Here is a 17,509-nt window from a genome sequence, read left to right as displayed (position 1 = left end):
GCCGCTCGGCGTCCCCTCGTGGTTGGGTACTACGGCATGGAGAACGTCGGGGACAACGCCTTCTGCGTCGTCCTGGACTGGGCGACCCGCACCTACTGGGGCGCCACGCACCCGGTCTTCGCCGCTCCGCCGATGGTCGACCTGCCCGAAGCCAGCGTGGGCATGAGCCCCCGGTGGTACGGCGGCCGGGGGGCCAGCGACCGGGCCGGCGCGCTGCTGAGCAAGGCGGCACTCCTGAGTCGCTCCTCGATGCTGGTCTTCGGTGGCGGCTCGGTCTTTCGAGACATGGGCCCGTTGAGCGAGAAGAAGCTGTTCAGCCTGTTCAGCCGATTCTCCGGGCACCCGATGGCGGCGGTCGGCGTCTCGATCGGGCCGTTCCTGTCCACCGCCGCGGAGCGCCGCCTGGTCGAGGTGCTGAAGCGGATCGACGTCATCGGGGTCCGCGACGCCGCGTCTGCGGAGGTCCTGCGCCGCGCCGGCTATCCCGGCCTGCTCATCCCGGCGGGTGACCTCGCCGGCCTCCTGCCCGAGGCGCTGGGAGAGCCGATCCCACCCCGCCGGCCCCGCCCGGCGCCGGGCGCGCGGGCCCGCCTCGGCGTGACCCTGCTCGGCGTGGACTACGAGGCTGCCGCGCCGGACGTGCGGCGGCGCGAGGCCGCACTGATCGAGGGTGTGCGGGCGCTGGTGCTCAAGGAGCCGGTGGACGTCACCGTTCTCGTCTTCAACACCCATGCCGAGCACGGCGACGAGCAGGTCAGCGAGCGGCTCCGCGCGGCGGTGGCCGACACCTGTGACGTGCGCGTGGTGACCGCGCGCGACGGCGTACGGGCCTGCTGGGACGAGATGAAGCGGTGCGACCTGGGGCTGCACATGCGGCTGCATGGCGCCGTCTTCGCCTACCTGGCCGGTGTGCCCTTCGCGCTGGTGCCGTACCAGCAGAAGTGCGACGACTTTCTCGACGACATCGACCAGCCGCCGTCCCTGCGGCTCGGGCGGGTCCCCGAGGATCCGGCCGAGGTGACACGGGTGCTGACCGGCATGCTCACCGACGACGCGGTGCCCGGCCTCACCCGCGAGGAGTTCGCCGAACGGGCACGGTGGAACTTCACCCGGGCGCCGTGGGCGCTCGGCGTCGCAGCGGATCCGTCCGCGGGGTGACCGGCCGGGTGTCCATGCAGGAGCGCGAGCCGACCCATCCGGCATCGGTCGCGCCCCTGCCGCCTGGCGTGGCGTCGGCGACGGCCGAGGCGAGGCGACCGCGCCGAGCGGTGCTGGGTGTGGCACTCGTACTCGTGGTCGTCGCCCTTCTGGCGACCGGGCTGGCGGTGGCGTACGGAATCGAGCGCACGTCCGGGGACCGCGCCCTCCCCGCCGTCCCGACCGTGCCGGCGCCGACGGTGTCCCGGCCGCCGGCCCTGCGCGACCTGATGCCGCCGACGGTCCGGGTCGGCTCGGCCGCGGACGGCCGGTGGATGAGCCTGGACGCCGAGTACGGCGAGCTGCTCGGCTCGGAGTTCGACGCGATCACCCCCGAGAACGCCATGAAGTGGGCCAACCTTGAGCCGTCGCCGGACGTGTACACGTGGGCCGGCGCGGATCAGCTGGTGGGCTTCGCCGAGCAACACGACCAGTCGGTCTACGGCCACACCCTGCTGGGTCGGACCGACGTGCCGCGCTGGGTGGATCCGCAGTGGTCGGCGGATCAGCTCCGGGCGGTGCTGCGGGACCACGTGACCGCTGTGGTGTCCCGCTACCGCGGTCGGGTCTGGGCGTGGGACGTGATCAACGAGGCGCTGGACGAGGACGGCTCGCTGCGCGACACGCTGTGGCTGCGCAAGCTGGGCCCCGGCTACATAGCCGAGGTGTTCCGGTGGGCGCACGCCGCCGACCCCGGCGCGCGCCTGTTCATCAACGACTATGGCGTCGAGGGCCGGACCCGCAAGGCCGACGCGCTCCTGGAGTTGGTGCGCGAGCTGCGCCGCGCCGGCGTACCGGTGGACGGGGTCGGGTTCCAGAGCCACCTGCGCTGGGACGAGCAGCCCCGGGACATGGTGGGCAATCTGCGGCGCTTCGCGCAGTTGGGTGTCTCGGTGGCGATCACCGAACTCGACGTGCGCATCGCGCTGCCGGAGACCGCCGCGAAGCGGGAACGCCAGGCGGCGCTCTACCGCCAGGTGCTTCAGGCCTGCCTCGCCGTGCCGGCTTGCGTCTCATTCACCGTCTGGGGCTTCACCGACGCCCGCAGCTGGATACCGGGGTACCACGCGGGTTACGGTGCGGCCTGCATCTTCGACGCGGCCCTGGTCCCCAAACCGGCCCACGCCGCCCTCATGGACCAACTCCGCCGGATCCCGTCCCCCACCGGAGCCGGCCCAGGCCCGGGCTGAGCCCACCCCTCGGTGGCCGCAGGCGCCGCGCCACCGACCCCCCGAGCGTTGACGACATGCGTCGGTGAAAGGAAGATCGTGTCCGCGCACACCCAGTTCCTCACGGCTGTCACCCCACCGCAAGCACCGAGGTTCGACCCCGATCTGGGGGTGATCACACCCCCCTCCAACGGCATGGCCCGGTCCGTGTTCGCGCGTCCCGCGCCGCGGGCCAACTGGCGTCGACGGTACGTGGCCTGGCTGGTGCTGCTCGACGTGCTCGCCGCCCTGGCCGCCAGCCGGACGGTGGTCGCCCTGCTCGACGAGGCCGATGCCGGATTCTGGGACCAGCGGGTCCTGGGCGACATCAGCTCCTTCACCCTGGTGGCGAACGTCGGGGTGCCCGCGGGGTGGTTGGTCCTGCTCGTCGCGGCCGGGGCGTACGACCGGCGGGCGCTCGGGCTGGGCACCGAGGAGCTGAAGCGGGTGGCCCGGGCCAACCTCGCGATGGCCGCCACGGTGTCCTTCCTGGCGCTCGGTTTCAAGAAGGACCTGTCCCGGGCGACGGTCGCCGCCATCATCATCTGCCTGCTGGTGTACACGCTGGTGGCGCGGTTCGCCGCCCGGGTGGTGCTGCGCCGGGTCCGGCGTACCGGGCGGGCGGCGCAGAAGGTGCTGTTGGTCGGTCGGCTCTCCGACGCGCTCGCCCTGCACGAGGTCGTGACCCGCAACTACGGTGCCGGGCTGCATCCGATCGCGATCCACCTGCCCCGTCACCCGAGCCCGGGTGCGCGGGTGACGGCCCCGGTGCCGGTGTACGTGGGCTGGGATCTGGTTCCGTTGGTCCAGCAGCTCGGGGCGGACACCATCGTGGTCTGCGGCCCCGCCAGCCTGGAGTCGTACGAGCTGCGCAAGCTGGCCTGGCAGCTGGAGGGCACCGGCCTCAACCTCGTCGTGGTTCCGCAGGTCACCGACGTCACCGGCCCACGTATCCACGTCCGGCCAATTGAGGGTCTGCCGCTGCTCAACGTGGACGAGCCGACCATCTCGGGCCTGTCGCTGCTGGCCAAGAACGTGCTCGACCGGGTCACCGCTGGAGTGGGACTGGTCATCCTGAGCCCGGTGCTGATCGCCATCGCGGTGGCCATCAAGGCCAGCGGCCCGGGGCCGGTGATGTTCCGCCAGACTCGGATCGGCCACGAGGGCCGGGCGTTCAAGGTCTGGAAGTTCCGGACCATGTACATCGACGCGGAGGAGCGGCTGGCGGCCCTGCGGGACCGGAACGAGAGCGACGGGCTGCTCTTCAAGATCAAGGATGATCCTCGGGTCACCCCGATCGGCCGACACCTGCGGGCGCTCTCACTGGATGAGCTGCCCCAGCTGATCAATGTGCTGCGGGGGCAGATGTCGCTGGTGGGACCGCGTCCGCTGCCCACCGAGGACGACGACTACCGCGGTGACGTACGACGGCGGCTGCTGGTGCGACCCGGCATCACCGGCCTCTGGCAGATCTCCGGTCGCTCCGACCTGACCTGGGACGACGCGGTCCGGCTGGACCTGCACTACGTGGACAACTGGTCGCTGCTGTACGACCTGGCCATCCTCTGGAAGACCGTCAGCGTCGTGCTGGCCCGCAGGGGCGCGTACTGATCCGTCGCTCCCACCTGCCCCTACGGCGACGGGCGGCGGCCTTGTGGCCACCGCCCGTCGTCCAGGCCATCAGGCCGGCGCTTACTTCTTGCTGCCGAGGCTGACGATCTCGCCGACCGAGTCCCGCCGGACCGCGTCGTAGAACGTCTTCACCCGCGCCTTGTCGGCGAACACGACGCTCTCCGAGCCGACCTGCCCGGTGCCCTTGGTGGGGCTGGTCAGGAACGTCATGTTGCCGCCCCGGACCCCGCGCAGTTGCGTGGCCATGTCCAGCAGGGACAGATCCCTGTCCACCGAGACCGAGTTCGAGGTGGCCTTGAGGAAGTCGTTGAGCTTGACGGGGTTGGTGATGATGCCACCGGACGACGCCTTGTCGATGATCGCGCGGATCACCTGCTGCTGGTGACGGATCCGGGCGAAGTCGCCGTCGGCGAACTGCTTGCGCTGACGTGAGTAGTCCAGGGCCGTCTCACCGTCCATCCGCTGCACACCCTGCTTGAACGTGCGGAACGGCTCGTGGATCGAGGTGAAGCTCTTCTCGGAGTCGATCTCGATGCCGCCCAGCGCGTCGATGATCTCCTTGAAGCCGCCAAAGTCGATCAGGGCCACATGGTCCACCCGGACCCCGGTGAACGACTCCACGGTCTGCACCATGAGCGGAATCCCACCCCAGGCGTAGGCCGCGTTGACCTTCGCGTCCCGTCCGCCGTGGTTGCCGTCCTTCGACTTGGGCACCGGCACCCAGGTGTCCCGGGGAATCGAGATCAGTTGCGCGCTCGACCGGTCCTTGGGCAGGTGGGCCAGGATGATCGTGTCGGTGCGCGACCCGGTCGTCCGCTCCGGGTCACGGGAGTCACTGCCCAGGATCATGATGTTCGTGGCCCCGGTGACGGCCGGCTGGGGGCGGGACTCCTCCGGCACCCCGCCGAAGGCGTCGACCCGCTCGATGTCCGACTCGACCGACCGCAGGTAGAGCCCGCCGGCCACCGCACCACCGGCACCCAGCACCACCAGCACCAGCAGGCTGATCAGGAGGACGCGCCGCCACCGGCGCCGCGGCCGCGGACCGCCCGGCGTTGATCCCTCGGTCGGCTCCGGAGACCCGACGGCACCGGTGGACAGTTCCGTCCCGTACTCCGAGGTCTGTTCACGATGTGGCATGGGCGCGATGCTACTGAAACCGGTTCCGCGCCGCGTACCCTCGTACAGCCGGCACCTCCTGTCATGTGGACGGTTTCTCGCCCCACCGGCAGTGCAACGCCAACCACCGGTACCCCGGCGACGGCATCGGCGTGTCATGGTGGCCGGGTGCGGCTGACCTCGATCCACACGTACCCCGTCAAGGGTTGTCACCGCCTCGACCACGACGGCGCGTTCGTGCAGCCGTGGGGCCTGGCCGGCGACCGACGCTGGATGGTGGTGGACGCCGACGGCGTCGGCGTCACCCAGCGGGAGACCACGCGGCTGGTCGGTCTGCGCGCCATCGTGCGCCCGGGCGGCCTGGTGCTGCGCGCGGACGGGCAGCCCGACCTCGACGTGCCGGAGCCGGCCGGCGGCGACCCGGTGGCGGTACGAACCTTCCGCAGCCGGACGATCCGGGTCGGGGCGGTGCCCGCCGGCGCGGCGGCCGACGCCTGGCTCGGCGCGCTGCTCGGCCGGCCCGTTCGGCTGGTCTGGTTGGCCAACCCGGCCCGGCACGTGGCCGCCGGCACGCGCGAACACGACACCGGCGACCAGGTCAGCTTCGCCGACGCCTACCCGCTGCTGCTGACGAACGCCGCCTCCCTCGACGCCCTCAACGGCTGGCTCGCCGACGCGGGAAAGGAGCCGGTGCCGATGACCCGGTTCCGGCCCAACCTGGTCGTCGACGGTGCGCCGGCCTGGGCCGAGGACGGCTGGGCCGGCCGGTCACTGCGCATCGGCGACCTGCGGCTGCGCGCCGCCGGGCCGTGCGACCGCTGCGTGGTCACCACGACCGACCAGGAGACCGGGGTACGCGCGAAGGAACCGTTGCGCACACTCGGCCGCCACCGAAACGTCCACCAGAAGCTCCTCTTCGGCCTGAACGTGGTGCCCGTCGACAGTGGCCCGTTGCGGATCGGCGACCCGGTCGTCGTCGCACCCTGACCCGCCAGCGGCCCGGCCGTCACCGTCCGTCGATGCTGTCTTAGCTTTCGCTTAGCCGGCTTGTCCCGCCGCCCGCCGGTCCGGCAGCATCGCCGACGTGACGGACGGAAGCGCTCCCGGCGGCGCCGACAGCAGGGGCATCGACGGTTCCGCCATCGGCGTCAAGGACGTCGACATCGAACTCGACCTGGACCGTGCTCCGGACGACCGGCCGGCGTCCCGGTCCGGCCCGGTGCCCTGGCTGGTCGCCACCGGCGTCACCGTGCTCGCGGCGGTGCTCGGGCTCACCCTGGCTCTGCGGTCCGGCTCCGCCCCGGCCTGTGCGGCCGGCCGCGCGCTCGCCGCCGCGCCACCCACCGGCACCGCCACCCACAGCGGCAAGGCGACCTTCTACGACTCGAAAGGCGCCGGCGGCAACTGCTCGAACCCGGCGGCGCCAGCCAACCGGCTCTACGTCGCGCTCGGCCCCAGCGAGTACGCCGCGGGCGCCGCCTGCGGCGGTTTCCTCGACGTCACCGGCCCGAAGGGCACCGTGCGCGTCCTGATCATGGACCAATGCCCGGAGTGCGAGCCGGGGCACCTCGACCTGTCCCGGGAAGCGTTCGCCCGGATCGCCGACCCGGTGCAGGGCCTCGTCCAGGTCACCTACCGCGCGGTGGTCAACCCGCCCCTGCCCGGCCCGCTGAGCTTCCGGATCAAGGAGGGCGCGTCGCAGTTCTGGTTCGCCGTCCGGGTCGGCAACCACGGCAATCCGCTGCGCGCCGTCGAGGTGCGCCAGGGTGACGACGGCCCGTGGCGCGCGACCGTCCGGCAGGACTACAACTACTGGCTGCTGGCCTCCGGCGCGGGCCCCGGCCCGTACAGCGTGCGGGTCAGTGACGTGTACGGACACCGGGTCACCGTGTCGGGCATCCGGATGGCGCCCGGTCAGGTGCAGTCCAGTGTGGTGCGGATGTACGAGCGTGGCGTCGTGGCCAGGACCTCGCGCCCGTCCGCGACGGCCCGCCCGCCCGCCGCCCGACCCAGCGGTACGCCGACATCGGCGCGCCCGCCGGCCGAGGTGGCGAAGGCGAACGCCCCGACCACCCCGGTCGCCGACCGGCCCTCCACCCGACCGGCCGGGGCAACCGCCCGCTGGTGCGGCTGAACGGCCTTGTCGGTGCCGGCCTCCGTGGTGCCGGCCTCCGTGGTGCCGGCCTTCGTGGTGCCGGCCGGCGTGGTGCGGTTGGCTGCTCAGCCGGTTGGTGTCAGGTCGAGCCACATGAGGATCTCGTCGCGGTCGTCGCCCGGCGCCACCCGCAGCGCGCCCGGCAGCCGACCGATCTCCCGGTACCCGAGGCGGCGGTAGAACGCGTCCAGCCCCAACCCGTCGCGCACCGTCACGTGCAGCGCCTCGTGGCCCAACTCCTGACCCAGCCGGGCGGCCTCGCGCATCAGCGCCGACCCGTGGCCCGCACCCTGGGTGTCCGGGTGGACCATCACCCGCTTCAGCACACACCAGTGCGCCTTGAGCCCGAACCGGTTGTCGCTGAAGACCAGCACCGCAACCAGCCGGTCGTCGTCGTACCCGACCAGCAGCCGGTCCGGCCCGTCCGCGATGCCCGCGAACGTCGGGTCGGCGATCGTACGGACATCAGTGGCGGTGACCGGCGGTACGAAGCCCACCGCGCCACCGGCGTTGCTGACGTCCACCCACAGGGCGACGATGTCGGCGCGCAGCCGTGGGGTCAGCTCGGGATCAAGGACGAAGCGCAGACTCACGGCGCCCATCCTGACCCGGCGGCCAGGCTCCCGGCCCGTGATCGTGACGCGGCCGACAATCAGTTCCCGCGCACGCCGTGTTCGTTGACTGGTGCGGGAGAGGGGATTCGAACCCCCACGCCCTTTCGGACAATAGGACCTAAACCTATCGCGGCTGCCGTTACGCCACTCCCGCCAACTCGCTGAGTCTAGAGCGTCTGGCTTCGACGGTGTTGAGCCCGGCCTCCCTCAGGATGGTGGAGATCGTGCCGTGACTCACCTTGCACTTCCCGTCGGGCAGGTTGCGCAGGATCTCCGACAGCCGCTTCGGCCTCCGGCGTGTATTTGTACCGAACCATTGACGCACGGTAACGGGACCGTGCGACAGGTTCAGTCCAGGCCGAGGTCGCGGCGGAGTTTGGCGACGTGCCCGGTGGCCTTGACGTTGTAGAGCGCCCGTTCGATCTTGCCGTCGGCATCGATGACGAAGGTCGAGCGGATCACGCCGGTGACGGTCTTGCCGTACAGCTGCTTCTCGCCGTACGCGCCGTACGCGGTGAGCACCGACCTGTCCACGTCCGACACCAGCGGGAAGGTGATGGCGTCGCGGTCGCGGAACTTCGCCAGCTTCTCCGGCTTGTCCGGGGAGATGCCGACCACCTCGTAGCCGGCCGCCTGGAGCGACGCTAGCGAGTCGCGGAAGTCGCACGCCTGCTTGGTGCAGCCGGGGGTCATCGCCGCCGGGTAGGCGTACAGGACCACCTTGCGGCCTCGCAGGTCGGTCAGGGAGAGCTGGTCGCCGGTGTCGGTGGGGAGGGTGAACTCGGGCGCGGGGTCACCGGGGGAGAGGCGGTCGGGCGCGGTCATGACCCGACCCTACCGCCGGGCGTGCCGGTGCCGGCGTCGGCGGCGCGCGCCGGCCCGTTGATCGACTCGCCTTCCGATAGTCCGGGGTGTCTTCGAGCCGTGGACACCCCGACATCAAGGAACGCGAGTCGATCAACGCCGGCCAAAGCGAACGGGAAGCGGCCGGTCCCCGACATCGGGGGCCGCCAAAGGTGATCAAGGCCATCCGTTGTTGCCAGAGTCTGGCAACAACAACTCCTACGAAATAGGCTGACCCCGCCGGTCCCGGATGGGTCCGCTGACGCGTGGGAGGTCGCGTGGAAACACTGGCGATGCACATCTCGAACGGGATCATCGACGGCCCCGTCGCGGCGGTCTTCGCGGCCCTGGCGCTCGCCGCGCTCACCGGTTGCGTCCTGCGTGGCCGGCGGGACCTGGACGATCGGCTCGCCCCGATGGCCGGCCTGGTCGCGGCGTTCATCTTCGCCGTCCAGATGCTCAACTTTCCGATCTTCACGGCCGGTGTGAGTGGTCACCTGCTCGGTGGCGCGCTCGCCGCGATGCTGGTCGGGCCGTGGGTCGGCGCGCTCTGCGTAGCCGTGGTGCTCGTCGTGCAGGCGCTGATCTTCGGCGACGGCGGTGTGGCGATGCTCGGTCTGAACATCACCAACATGGCGCTGCTCGGCACCGCCGCGGCGTACCTGCTGATCGCCGTGCTGTTGCGGGTGCTGCCCCGCACGCGGGCCGGCCTGGCCGTCACCGCGTTCGTCGCGGCGCTGGTCAGCGTGGTGGTCGCGTCCCAGGGATTCGTCGTCGAGTACTGGCTGGGCGGCACCACCGACCTGGGCGGCAACCTCGCCGGTCTGGCCGGCACGATGGCCGGCGTGCACCTGCTGATCGGCATCGGCGAGGGCCTGATCACCGCGACCACCGTGCTCACCGTCGCGAAGGTACGCCCCGACCTGGTGTACGCGCTGCGCGCGCTGCCCGCCCCCGCCACCCCCGCCACCCCCGCCGTCGGAGTCTCCGGAGGTGTCCGATGAAGAACCGTTCCTGGGCGTTCCTGGCCGGCGGTCTGCTGGTCGCCCTGCTGCTCGCCGGTGTCGTGAGCAACTACGCGTCGTCACACCCGGACGGGCTGGATTCCTCCCTGCTCAAGGGCTGCACCGTCGACGCCGACGACAACATCGTCGGTGGCAGTTGCCCGGCGCAGCAGGCCCGCGAGCACGAGCTGGGGGACAGCCCGCTCGCCGACTACGGCGTGCGGGGCATCCAGAACAGCTTCGTCTCGACCGGCCTCTCCGGGGTGCTCGGGGTGCTGGTGACCTTCGCGATCGGCGGCGGTGGCTTCTGGCTGCTGCGGCGACGAGGCGCGACGCCCAGCACGGGCGAGGGCCCGGCCACCGTGTCGACCGCCCGCGACGCGACGGCCACCGGGTCGACCACGACCGACGCGACGGGCGACGCGGTCACCGCCAGCGACGCCGGGCGTCGCGCCGGCCCGACCGGCTGAACAGCAGGTACGCGGATGGGTGCCGGTCACGGGCACGTGCTGTACCGCGAGTCGACCTCGCCGGTGCACCGGCTCCCGCCCGAGGTCAAGATCGTGGCGATGGTGGTCTTCACGATCGCCGTGGTGGCCACCCCGCGCGAGGCGTTCTGGGCCTTCGGCGCGTACGCCCTGCTGGTGGCCGGGGTGGCGGCGCTGGCCCGGGTGGGGCCGCGCTGGTTGCTCAGTCGCGCCCTGATCGAGCTGCCGTTCGTGCTGTTCGCGGTGGCGCTGCCGTTTCTGGGCACCGGCGAGCGGGTCGAGGTGCTGGGGCTGCGGCTGTCCGAGGACGGCCTGCACGGGGCGTGGAACATCCTGGCCAAGGGAACCCTCGGTGTCCTCGCCTCGCTGCTGCTCGCGGCGACCACCACCACCCGGGACCTGATCGTCGGGTTGGACCGGCTGCACTGCCCGCAGGTGCTCACCCAGATCGCCACGTTCATGCTGCGCTACCTCGACGTGCTGGTCGGCGAGGCGCGACGGATGCGGGTGGCGCGGATCTCGCGGGGTGACGACCCCCGCTTCCTGTGGCAGCTGCGCGGCTTCGCCGCCGGCATCGGTGCGCTGTTCCTGCGCGCCTTCGAGCGCGGCGAGCGGGTCTACCTGGCGATGCTGTCGCGGGGCTACACGGGGCGGATGCCCGCGGTGTGGCAGGGCGACGGCGCGGCGACCGCAGGTCAGTGGCTGGTCGCGGCGACCGTGCCGGTGGTGGCGGCCTCCATCGCCGCGACCGCCGTCGTGCTGACATGATCGGTGTCGTGCAGACCGCCCTCTCGCTGGACGTTCGTGGCGTCCGGTACGCGTACCCGGACGGGCACGTGGCCCTGCACGGGGTGGACCTGACGGTGCCGCGCGGTGACCGGGTGGCGCTGCTCGGGCCCAACGGCGCCGGCAAGACGACACTGGTGCTGCACCTCAACGGCATCCTCACCCCGACCGAGGGCAGCGTGAGCGTCGGCGGGTTGACGGTCACGCCGGACCGGGCGACCCTGGCCGAGGTGCGTCGCCGGGTGGGCATCGTCTTCCAGGACCCGGACGACCAGCTCTTCCTGCCCACGGTTGCGGAGGACGTGGCGTTCGGGCCGGCCAACCTGGGCCTGCGCGGCGCGGAGCTGGCCGCCCGGGTGGACGAGGCGCTGGCCGCCGTCGGGATGAGCGAGCATCGGGCTCGGGCGCCGCAGCACCTCTCGTTCGGGCAGCGCCGACGGGTGGCGGTGGCCACCGTGCTGGCCATGCACCCGGAGATCCTGGTGCTGGACGAGCCGTCGTCGAACCTGGACCCGGCCGCCCGCCGTGAGCTGGCCGAGATCCTGCGCGACCTGCCGGTGACCCTGCTGATGGTCACCCACGACCTGCCGTACGCGGCGGAGCTGTGCGAACGCTCGGTGATCCTGGACGCCGGCCGGATCGTCGCCGACGCCCCCACCCCCGACCTCCTGAGCAACGAACCCCTCCTGGCGAGCCACCGCCTGGAACTCCCCTACGGCTTCACCCCACGCCCGTAAGCCCTCGGGCCCGCCGCCCCGCTCTCGGCGATCTTGCACTTTCTGTCCCGACCTTTGTCGCGAAAGCCGCAAAGCTCCGACACAAAGTGCAAGATCGCGGGAGGTCAGGGGGTGGGGACCGCGGCGCGGGAGGTGGCGTGCAGGCGGAGGACTCCGGCTGCTGTCGCGCCGACGCCGGTGATCAGGACTGCGGCCACCATGGCGCGGGCGACCTCGGGCGACCACGGCACCGGGGCGACCGACCGGGTGAACACCGCGGCGTTCGCCACGCCCGCGAAGAGGGCCAGGCAGGCGCCGGCCAGCGCCACCACGAAGTCGGCCGCCGGGCGGCGGGCCAGCGCGTAACCACCGGCGGCGAGCGCGCCCAGACCGGTGAGCAGTGCCCAGACCTGACCGCCCAGCAGCCCGGCGAGCACCCCGCCGACGCCCTGGGCGCCAGCGTCCAGCTCCCGCCCCACGGGGTAGAGCACGGCGACCGCGCCGCCGACGACCAGCAGCGCGCCCACCGCCGACAGCGCCCGGGCGCCGGCCGTGGAGGCGGCGGCGAGCAGGCCGAGCGCGCCCACCGCGAGCAGGCCGACGATGGTCACCGCCCACCAGGTGTACGCGTCCGGCGGTGGCACCCAGTCCAGCGTGCCGGCTATCTGCGCGGAGTCGGCGCCGTCGCGCAGCGGAATCGTCCAGTTCCGGACCCGGTGCTCACGCTCCGGCGCGGCGCGTGCCGCGTCGGGTGGTGCCGACTCCTGCCACAGGGCCCGCTGGTCGTGCCAGCGCACGGTGGTCCCGTCGTCGACGCGCCGCCAGGACGGCGGGGCGACCGGGTCGGCGTCGGCCGGCAGCGCCGTGTCGCCGGCGAGGGTGCGGTTGAGGTAGGTGGCGGGGGACCGGGTGTTCTCGTACACGCCGTCCGGACCGACCCGCAGGTACGGCTCGCCGGAGTAGCCGATCACCTCGATCGCCCGGCCGGTGCGGTTGGTCAGTTCCAGCCGGGCGCCCGCCTCGATCACCCGTACCGTCAGGCCGGGCCGGGCCGGCGTGACGCCGGTGACGCGGGTGCGGTAGTCGGAGCCGTTCGGGGCGTCCGCGCCGTGCGCGGCGGCGGGCGCCGCAGTGAGCAGGGTCGCCGCGCAGGCGGTGGCGGCGATCAGGGTGGCGCGCGCCAGCAGGGTACGGATCACTTGCCGGCCGCCGCCACGGCCGCGGTGAGGCCCTGCGGGCTGCGGTCGGCGAGTGGCTGGCCGTTGATCAGGATGGTGGGCGTGCCGGTGACGTCGCTGCGGCTGGCCTTCTCGGTGACGTGCTCGGTCCACGTCTTGTACGTGCCCTCGGAGACGCAGCCCCCGAACGAGCCCCGGTCCAGCCCCGCGCCGACGCCGATGTCGATCAGCTCGTCGTCGCTGAGCCCGGCACTGCCCTCGGGCGGCTGCTTGGCGAAGAGCGCCTTGGCGTACTCGCGGAACTTGCCGCCGGCCGCGGCGCAGCCGGAGGCGGCCGAGGAGCGCGTGGAGTACTGGGTCGTGGAGAAGCGGTTGAGGTACGCGACCGGGTGGTAGACCACCTTCGCCTTGTTCTCGGACACCAGTTGCTCCAGCGCCGCGCCGCTGCTCTGCTCGAACTGTCTGCAGGCCGGGCAGAGGAAGTCCTCGTAGACGTCGACGGTGACCGGCCCGGCGCCGGTGACGATGCCGGTGCCGGCCTCGTTGGCGCCGGGCGGGGTGGTGAAGTTGTCCGAGCGCTGGCTGGACCAGACGCTCCAGCCGATCAGGCCGGCGATGACCAGCACGGCGACGGCGGCGGCGGAGACCCAGAGCGTGCGGCGGCGGCGTCGTTCGCGGGCCAGTTGCTCGCGGACGACCCGGGCCGCGTCCCGCTGCCTCTTGCGACTACTCATCCTCATCCTCCACGGCCGGTTCGGCGGACAACCACCCGTCCACCGAGACGGGCGTACGCGGCCAGATCACCAGAAATCCGGCCAGCACCAAGAATCCCAGGTCCCGCAGGATCTCCGGTAGGTAACTCGGGGCCTGTCCCTCGGCGAGCTGCCCGCCGCTGCCGAAGCAGCCGCAGTCGATGGCCAGGCCACGCGTCCAGGCCGAGGAGATTCCCGCGATGAAGACCAGCAGCAGCGCGACGGAGATGCCCGCGCTGAGCCGGGTGGCCAGACCGAGCAGCAGCAGCACGCCCAGGGCCAGCTCGACGAACGGCAGCGCGGCGCCGACCACTGTCGCCACGTCGTACGGCAGCACCTGGTAGGCGTTCACGGCCCGGCCGGAGGCGGCCAGGTCACCGACCTTCGACGCTCCGGCGAGCAACCACACGGCGGCGAGGCCGAGACGGGCCGCCGTGCTGAGCCAGGGGCGGACGGCCGCCCAACGGCCGGCCCGGATGGGAGGTGCTGTCACGTTCATTTGTCGTCCCGTCCGCGCAGGAAGTTCCGCGCTCAACCGGTGAGGGCGTCGCCGACGGCCTCGACCAGCTCGTCGCGCGCCCGGGCGACCCGGGAGCGGATGGTGCCCACCGGCACCCCCTCGACGTCGGCGGCCTCGGCGTACGACAGGCCGAGCAGTTGGGTGAGCACGAACGCCGCACGTCGCTCGGGGCTCAGCCGGCGCACGAGGTCGGCGGCGCCGAGCTGCCCGGCCGGGTCGGGATGCGGACGGTCGGTGTACGCGTTCGCGGCCAGCCGATCGTCGAGACGGCGACGCCGGATCACCGTCCGCAGGTGGTCGGCGCAGGCCCGCCGGGCGATGCCGAGCAGCCAGGTGCGGACACTGGATCGGCCCTCGAACGCCGGCAGGGCCCGAAACGCCCGCAGGTACGTCTCCTGGGTGAGGTCGTCGGCGTTGTCCGGGCCCACCAGGGCGGCCGCGAAGCGCCACACCTCGGCCTGGGTCAGCCGGACGAACCCGGCCTGGGCTGCGGGGTCACCGTCCCGCGCGCTCAGGGCAGACTCGGTCGCCGGGTCCCGGGCGACGTCATCTGTCGCACCGGCGGCACCGGAGTCATGCGGGACGGGGATCACGACAAACCAGGTTACGCGTCGCCGGGTGTGCCGTCAGGGTCCTTCGGCCCTTGGATGGTCTGCGCCACGTCGGGAACTTTTCTCCGCCGCCAGCCGACTACCTGCTCATGACACGCGACCTCTCGTGCGCGGCGCTGGCGGCTGGCCGCAGGTGAGCCGATCCTCCGCCTCGGGTCGCCGACATTCAGGTCCGTCGGCGACCATGGCCGGCATGACTGTCGCACCCCGCAGCTGGATCGCCCGGCTGACCGCCGCCGCCGGCCTCCTGGTCACCGTCGTCGCCCTGTTGATCGCGCCAGCCACCCCGGCCAGCGCCCACGCGGTGCTGTCGAGCAGCAGCCCGGCCGCCTCGTCGGTGGTGTCGAGCGGGCCGGCCGAGGTGGTGCTCACGTTCAGCGAGTCGGTCCGCAAGGTGCCCGACAAGATCCGGGTCATCGCGCCGGACGGCTCCCGGGCCGATCGGGGCGAGCCGTCCTTCGAGGGCGGCGTCGTCACCATTCCGGTGGACCCGGGCGGTCAGCGCGGCACCTACCTGGTGACCTTCCGGGTGATCTCCGCCGACAGCCACCCAGTCTCCGGCGCGTTCACCTACTCGGTGGGCGCCCCCTCCACGCCGCCGGTCGATTCCGGCAACGACAGCCGTGCCGACCCGGTGGTGGAGAACGCCGTGAAGGTGGCCCGTTTCCTCGGCTACGCCGGTCTGGTGCTGCTGGTCGGGCCGGCGCTGGTGCTCGCCGCGCTGTGGCCGCGCCGGCTCTCCCGGCGGGGTCCCACCCGGCTGGCCTGGGTCGGTCTCTCTCTGGTGGCCGTGGCGACCCTCGCCGACCTGTGGTTGCAGGTGCCCTACACCGCCGGTGGCGGCCTCTTCGAGGTGACCGGCGAGGGGTTCGGCAGCGTCTTGGGCAGCGCCTTCGGCGCCGCCCACCTGGTCCGGCTCGGCCTGCTGGCGGCCTCGGCGTTCCTGCTGCGGCCGCTGCTGGCCCGCCCGGCCGGCCGGGCCGACGCGATCATCCTGACCGTGCTCGGTGGGGCGGCCCTGCTGACCTGGCCGCTGGCCGGGCACCCGGCGGCCTCCCCGGCACCGGCGGTCTCCGTGGTGGTTGACGCGGTGCACCTGGGCAGCATGGCGGTCTGGCTGGGCGGCCTGCTGATGCTCGCCGTCTTCCTGCTGCGCCAGGCCGACGAGCGGGAGTTGGGCGCGATCCTGCCGATCTGGTCGCGCTGGGCGGCGCTCGCCGTCTCGGCCCTGCTGCTGGCCGGCACCGTCCAGGCGCTGATCGAGGTGGCCACCCCGGACGCTCTGTTCAACACCACGTACGGGCGTCTGCTGCTCGCCAAGATCGGGCTGTTCGCGATCGTGATCGCCGTGGCCGCGTACTCCCGGCAGTTGGTCCGTCGACGCACGGCGGCCCAGCGACCGACGCCGGTGCGGCGGGCGGTCCTGGTGGAGTTGGCCGTCACCGTGGTGGTGCTGGGGCTGTCGGCGACGCTGGTGCAGACCACGCCCGCCCGCACCGCGGTGGCCGGGCCGTCCGGCACCCAGGCCGGCTTCTTCTCTACCACCCTGACCAGCTCGCTGTTCACCCTTCAGGTCGAGCTGGACCCGGCCGAGCGGGGCAACAACTCGGTGCACCTGTACGCGTACACCAAGGACAACCAGCCGCAGCCGGTGGCGGAGTGGCGGGCGACCGCCGCGCTGCCCTCGGCCGGGATCGAGCCGATCGAGCTGCCGCTGCTGCCGCTGACCGACTACCACTCCTACGGCGACGTCAGCCTGCCGGCCGCCGGCGACTGGCAGTTGAAGATCACCGTCCGCACGTCCGACATCGACCAGGCCACGGTGACCGCCACCGTGCCCATCCGTTAGAAAGGTTCCCCAAACCCATGACCCGTCTCCGGCGTACCGCAACCGCCGCTGCCGCCCTGGCGTTCACCGCCGTCGCCACCGCCGTGCTCGGCTTCGCCGGTCCGGCGTCCGCCCACGTCACGGTGAACCCGAAGGAAGCTACCCAGGGCGGCTACGCCCGGGTGGCGTTCCGGGTGCCCAACGAGAGCGACACCGCGTCGACCACCAAGCTGGAGGTCGTGCTGCCCGAGAACGCGCCGATCGGCTCGGTGTCGACCATCCCGGTGCCCGGCTGGACGGTGGCGACGGAGAAGCGCAAGGTGGACCCGCCGATCGACGTGCACGGCAGCCAGCTCACCGAGGCCGTCTCCAAGATCACCTGGACGGCGACCGGTGACGCGGCGGTCAAGCCGGGCCAGTTCCAGGAGTTCGGCGTCTCCATGGGGCCGCTGCCGAAGGTCGAGTCGATGGTCTTCAAGACCCTCCAGACGTACTCCGACGGCAACGTCGTGCGCTGGATCGACGAGCCGCAGCCGGGCGGCGGGGAGCCGGAGAAGCCCGCGCCGGTGCTCACCCTCACCGCCGCGGGGCCGTCGGCGTCGGCGACCCCGGCCGCTACTGCCGTCGCCGCGGCCGGCGATGACGACGACGAAAGCGAGGGCACCGCGATCGGCCTCGGCATCGCCGGCCTGGTCGCCGGCCTGGCCGGCCTGGTGCTCGGCGGTCTCGCGTTCGCCCGGACCCGCCGAGGCCCGGTCGTCAAGTCCTGACCCGTCGCTCACCCGCTGGCCCGCCGGAGTTTCCGGCGGGCCAGCGTGCTTTCACCAGACCGAAGCCAGCCGTGCCGTCGATATCCCC

General features: G+C 72.4%; 18 protein-coding genes and 1 tRNA gene. 11 read left to right on the top strand and 8 right to left on the bottom strand.

The window, feature by feature from the left end; all coding sequences use genetic code 11:
* The first annotated feature begins 18 nt into the window (after window positions 1-18).
* The 3 genes from OG505_RS20970 to OG505_RS20960 all read left to right on the top strand — a co-directional run bounded on the left by OG505_RS20970 (window position 19) and on the right by OG505_RS20960 (window position 4,016).
* Window positions 19-1,158 carry a polysaccharide pyruvyl transferase family protein gene (locus OG505_RS20970; RefSeq protein ID WP_405426781.1) on the top strand — a complete coding sequence of 380 codons (1,140 nt, stop codon included), beginning with the start codon at window positions 19-21 and terminating at the stop codon, window positions 1,156-1,158.
* A gap of 119 nt (window positions 1,159-1,277) precedes the next feature.
* Window positions 1,278-2,387: an endo-1,4-beta-xylanase gene (locus tag OG505_RS20965; RefSeq protein ID WP_405426779.1), complete on the top strand. Its 1,110-nt coding sequence runs from the start codon at window positions 1,278-1,280 to the stop codon at window positions 2,385-2,387.
* Between the two features lie 174 nt (window positions 2,388-2,561).
* A complete protein-coding gene (locus OG505_RS20960; protein ID WP_405434622.1) occupies window positions 2,562-4,016 on the top strand; it encodes a sugar transferase in 1,455 nt (484 codons plus the stop codon).
* Between the two features lie 81 nt (window positions 4,017-4,097).
* On the opposite strand, the gene OG505_RS20955 is transcribed toward OG505_RS20960, so the two are convergent.
* Window positions 4,098-5,177: an LCP family protein gene (locus OG505_RS20955; protein WP_405426778.1), complete on the bottom strand. Its 1,080-nt coding sequence runs from the start codon at window positions 5,175-5,177 to the stop codon at window positions 4,098-4,100.
* A gap of 147 nt (window positions 5,178-5,324) precedes the next feature.
* Between OG505_RS20955 and OG505_RS20950 the strand changes: the two genes are divergently transcribed.
* The gene (locus OG505_RS20950) at window positions 5,325-6,143 is read left to right on the top strand and encodes an MOSC domain-containing protein (RefSeq protein ID WP_405426776.1); all 819 of its coding nucleotides are present in this window, start codon (window positions 5,325-5,327) and stop codon (window positions 6,141-6,143) included.
* A gap of 97 nt (window positions 6,144-6,240) precedes the next feature.
* Window positions 6,241-7,290 (top strand): expansin EXLX1 family cellulose-binding protein, encoded by a 1,050-nt coding sequence (locus tag OG505_RS20945; protein ID WP_405426774.1) that lies wholly within the window; start codon window positions 6,241-6,243, stop codon window positions 7,288-7,290.
* An 86-nt stretch (window positions 7,291-7,376) separates the two neighbouring features.
* On the opposite strand, the gene OG505_RS20940 is transcribed toward OG505_RS20945, so the two are convergent.
* From OG505_RS20940 to bcp, 3 genes are all read right to left on the bottom strand, one after another.
* A complete protein-coding gene (locus OG505_RS20940) occupies window positions 7,377-7,904 on the bottom strand; it encodes a GNAT family N-acetyltransferase (protein WP_405426772.1) in 528 nt (175 codons plus the stop codon).
* Window positions 7,905-7,993: 89 nt separating this feature from the next.
* Window positions 7,994-8,079, bottom strand: a tRNA-Leu gene (locus tag OG505_RS20935).
* Window positions 8,080-8,273: 194 nt separating this feature from the next.
* The gene (gene bcp, locus OG505_RS20930; protein WP_405426770.1) at window positions 8,274-8,750 is read right to left on the bottom strand and encodes a thioredoxin-dependent thiol peroxidase; all 477 of its coding nucleotides are present in this window, start codon (window positions 8,748-8,750) and stop codon (window positions 8,274-8,276) included.
* Between the two features lie 296 nt (window positions 8,751-9,046).
* Between bcp and OG505_RS20925 the strand changes: the two genes are divergently transcribed.
* The 4 genes from OG505_RS20925 to OG505_RS20910 are packed head-to-tail and all read left to right on the top strand — an operon-like array spanning window position 9,047 to window position 11,783.
* Window positions 9,047-9,772 (top strand): energy-coupling factor ABC transporter permease, encoded by a 726-nt coding sequence (locus OG505_RS20925; protein ID WP_405426768.1) that lies wholly within the window; start codon window positions 9,047-9,049, stop codon window positions 9,770-9,772.
* Complete coding sequence (locus OG505_RS20920) at window positions 9,769-10,242, top strand: PDGLE domain-containing protein (RefSeq protein WP_405426766.1); 474 nt, start codon at window positions 9,769-9,771, stop codon at window positions 10,240-10,242. Before OG505_RS20925 ends, OG505_RS20920 begins: the two co-directional genes overlap by 4 nt.
* A 15-nt stretch (window positions 10,243-10,257) precedes the next feature.
* Window positions 10,258-11,028 (top strand): cobalt ECF transporter T component CbiQ, encoded by a 771-nt coding sequence (gene cbiQ, locus OG505_RS20915; protein WP_405426764.1) that lies wholly within the window; start codon window positions 10,258-10,260, stop codon window positions 11,026-11,028.
* A complete protein-coding gene (locus OG505_RS20910; protein ID WP_405426762.1) occupies window positions 11,025-11,783 on the top strand; it encodes an energy-coupling factor ABC transporter ATP-binding protein in 759 nt (252 codons plus the stop codon). Before cbiQ ends, OG505_RS20910 begins: the two co-directional genes overlap by 4 nt.
* Before the next feature lie 104 nt (window positions 11,784-11,887).
* Here the strand turns inward: OG505_RS20910 and OG505_RS20905 are convergent, their stop codons facing one another.
* The 4 genes from OG505_RS20905 to OG505_RS20890 are packed head-to-tail and all read right to left on the bottom strand — an operon-like array spanning window position 11,888 to window position 14,805.
* On the bottom strand, window positions 11,888-12,961 hold the full coding sequence (locus OG505_RS20905) for a hypothetical protein (protein ID WP_405426761.1): 1,074 nt from the start codon (window positions 12,959-12,961) through the stop codon (window positions 11,888-11,890).
* The gene (locus OG505_RS20900; RefSeq protein ID WP_405426759.1) at window positions 12,958-13,674 is read right to left on the bottom strand and encodes a DsbA family protein; all 717 of its coding nucleotides are present in this window, start codon (window positions 13,672-13,674) and stop codon (window positions 12,958-12,960) included. The genes OG505_RS20905 and OG505_RS20900 overlap by 4 nt, the downstream gene beginning before the upstream one ends.
* The gene (locus OG505_RS20895) at window positions 13,667-14,191 is read right to left on the bottom strand and encodes a MauE/DoxX family redox-associated membrane protein (protein WP_405426757.1); all 525 of its coding nucleotides are present in this window, start codon (window positions 14,189-14,191) and stop codon (window positions 13,667-13,669) included. The genes OG505_RS20900 and OG505_RS20895 overlap by 8 nt, the downstream gene beginning before the upstream one ends.
* 32 nt (window positions 14,192-14,223) lie before the next feature.
* Window positions 14,224-14,805: a sigma-70 family RNA polymerase sigma factor gene (locus OG505_RS20890; RefSeq protein WP_405426755.1), complete on the bottom strand. Its 582-nt coding sequence runs from the start codon at window positions 14,803-14,805 to the stop codon at window positions 14,224-14,226.
* Window positions 14,806-15,007: 202 nt separating this feature from the next.
* On the opposite strand from OG505_RS20890, the gene OG505_RS20885 reads away from it, so the two are divergent.
* Complete coding sequence (locus OG505_RS20885) at window positions 15,008-16,672, top strand: copper resistance CopC/CopD family protein (RefSeq protein ID WP_405426753.1); 1,665 nt, start codon at window positions 15,008-15,010, stop codon at window positions 16,670-16,672.
* A 17-nt stretch (window positions 16,673-16,689) separates the two neighbouring features.
* Window positions 16,690-17,421, top strand: coding sequence for a YcnI family protein (locus tag OG505_RS20880; RefSeq protein ID WP_405426751.1), 732 nt, complete (start codon window positions 16,690-16,692; stop codon window positions 17,419-17,421).
* Window positions 17,422-17,509 lie beyond the last annotated feature (88 nt).

Origin of the sequence: Micromonospora sp. NBC_00617 (genome assembly GCF_045161355.1) — a bacterium.
In the GTDB taxonomy this organism is placed as follows: Bacteria; Actinomycetota; Actinomycetes; order Mycobacteriales; family Micromonosporaceae; genus Micromonospora.
The sequence above is the reverse complement of the archived record's forward strand: the minus strand, read 5'-3'. Positions and strand labels throughout refer to the sequence as shown.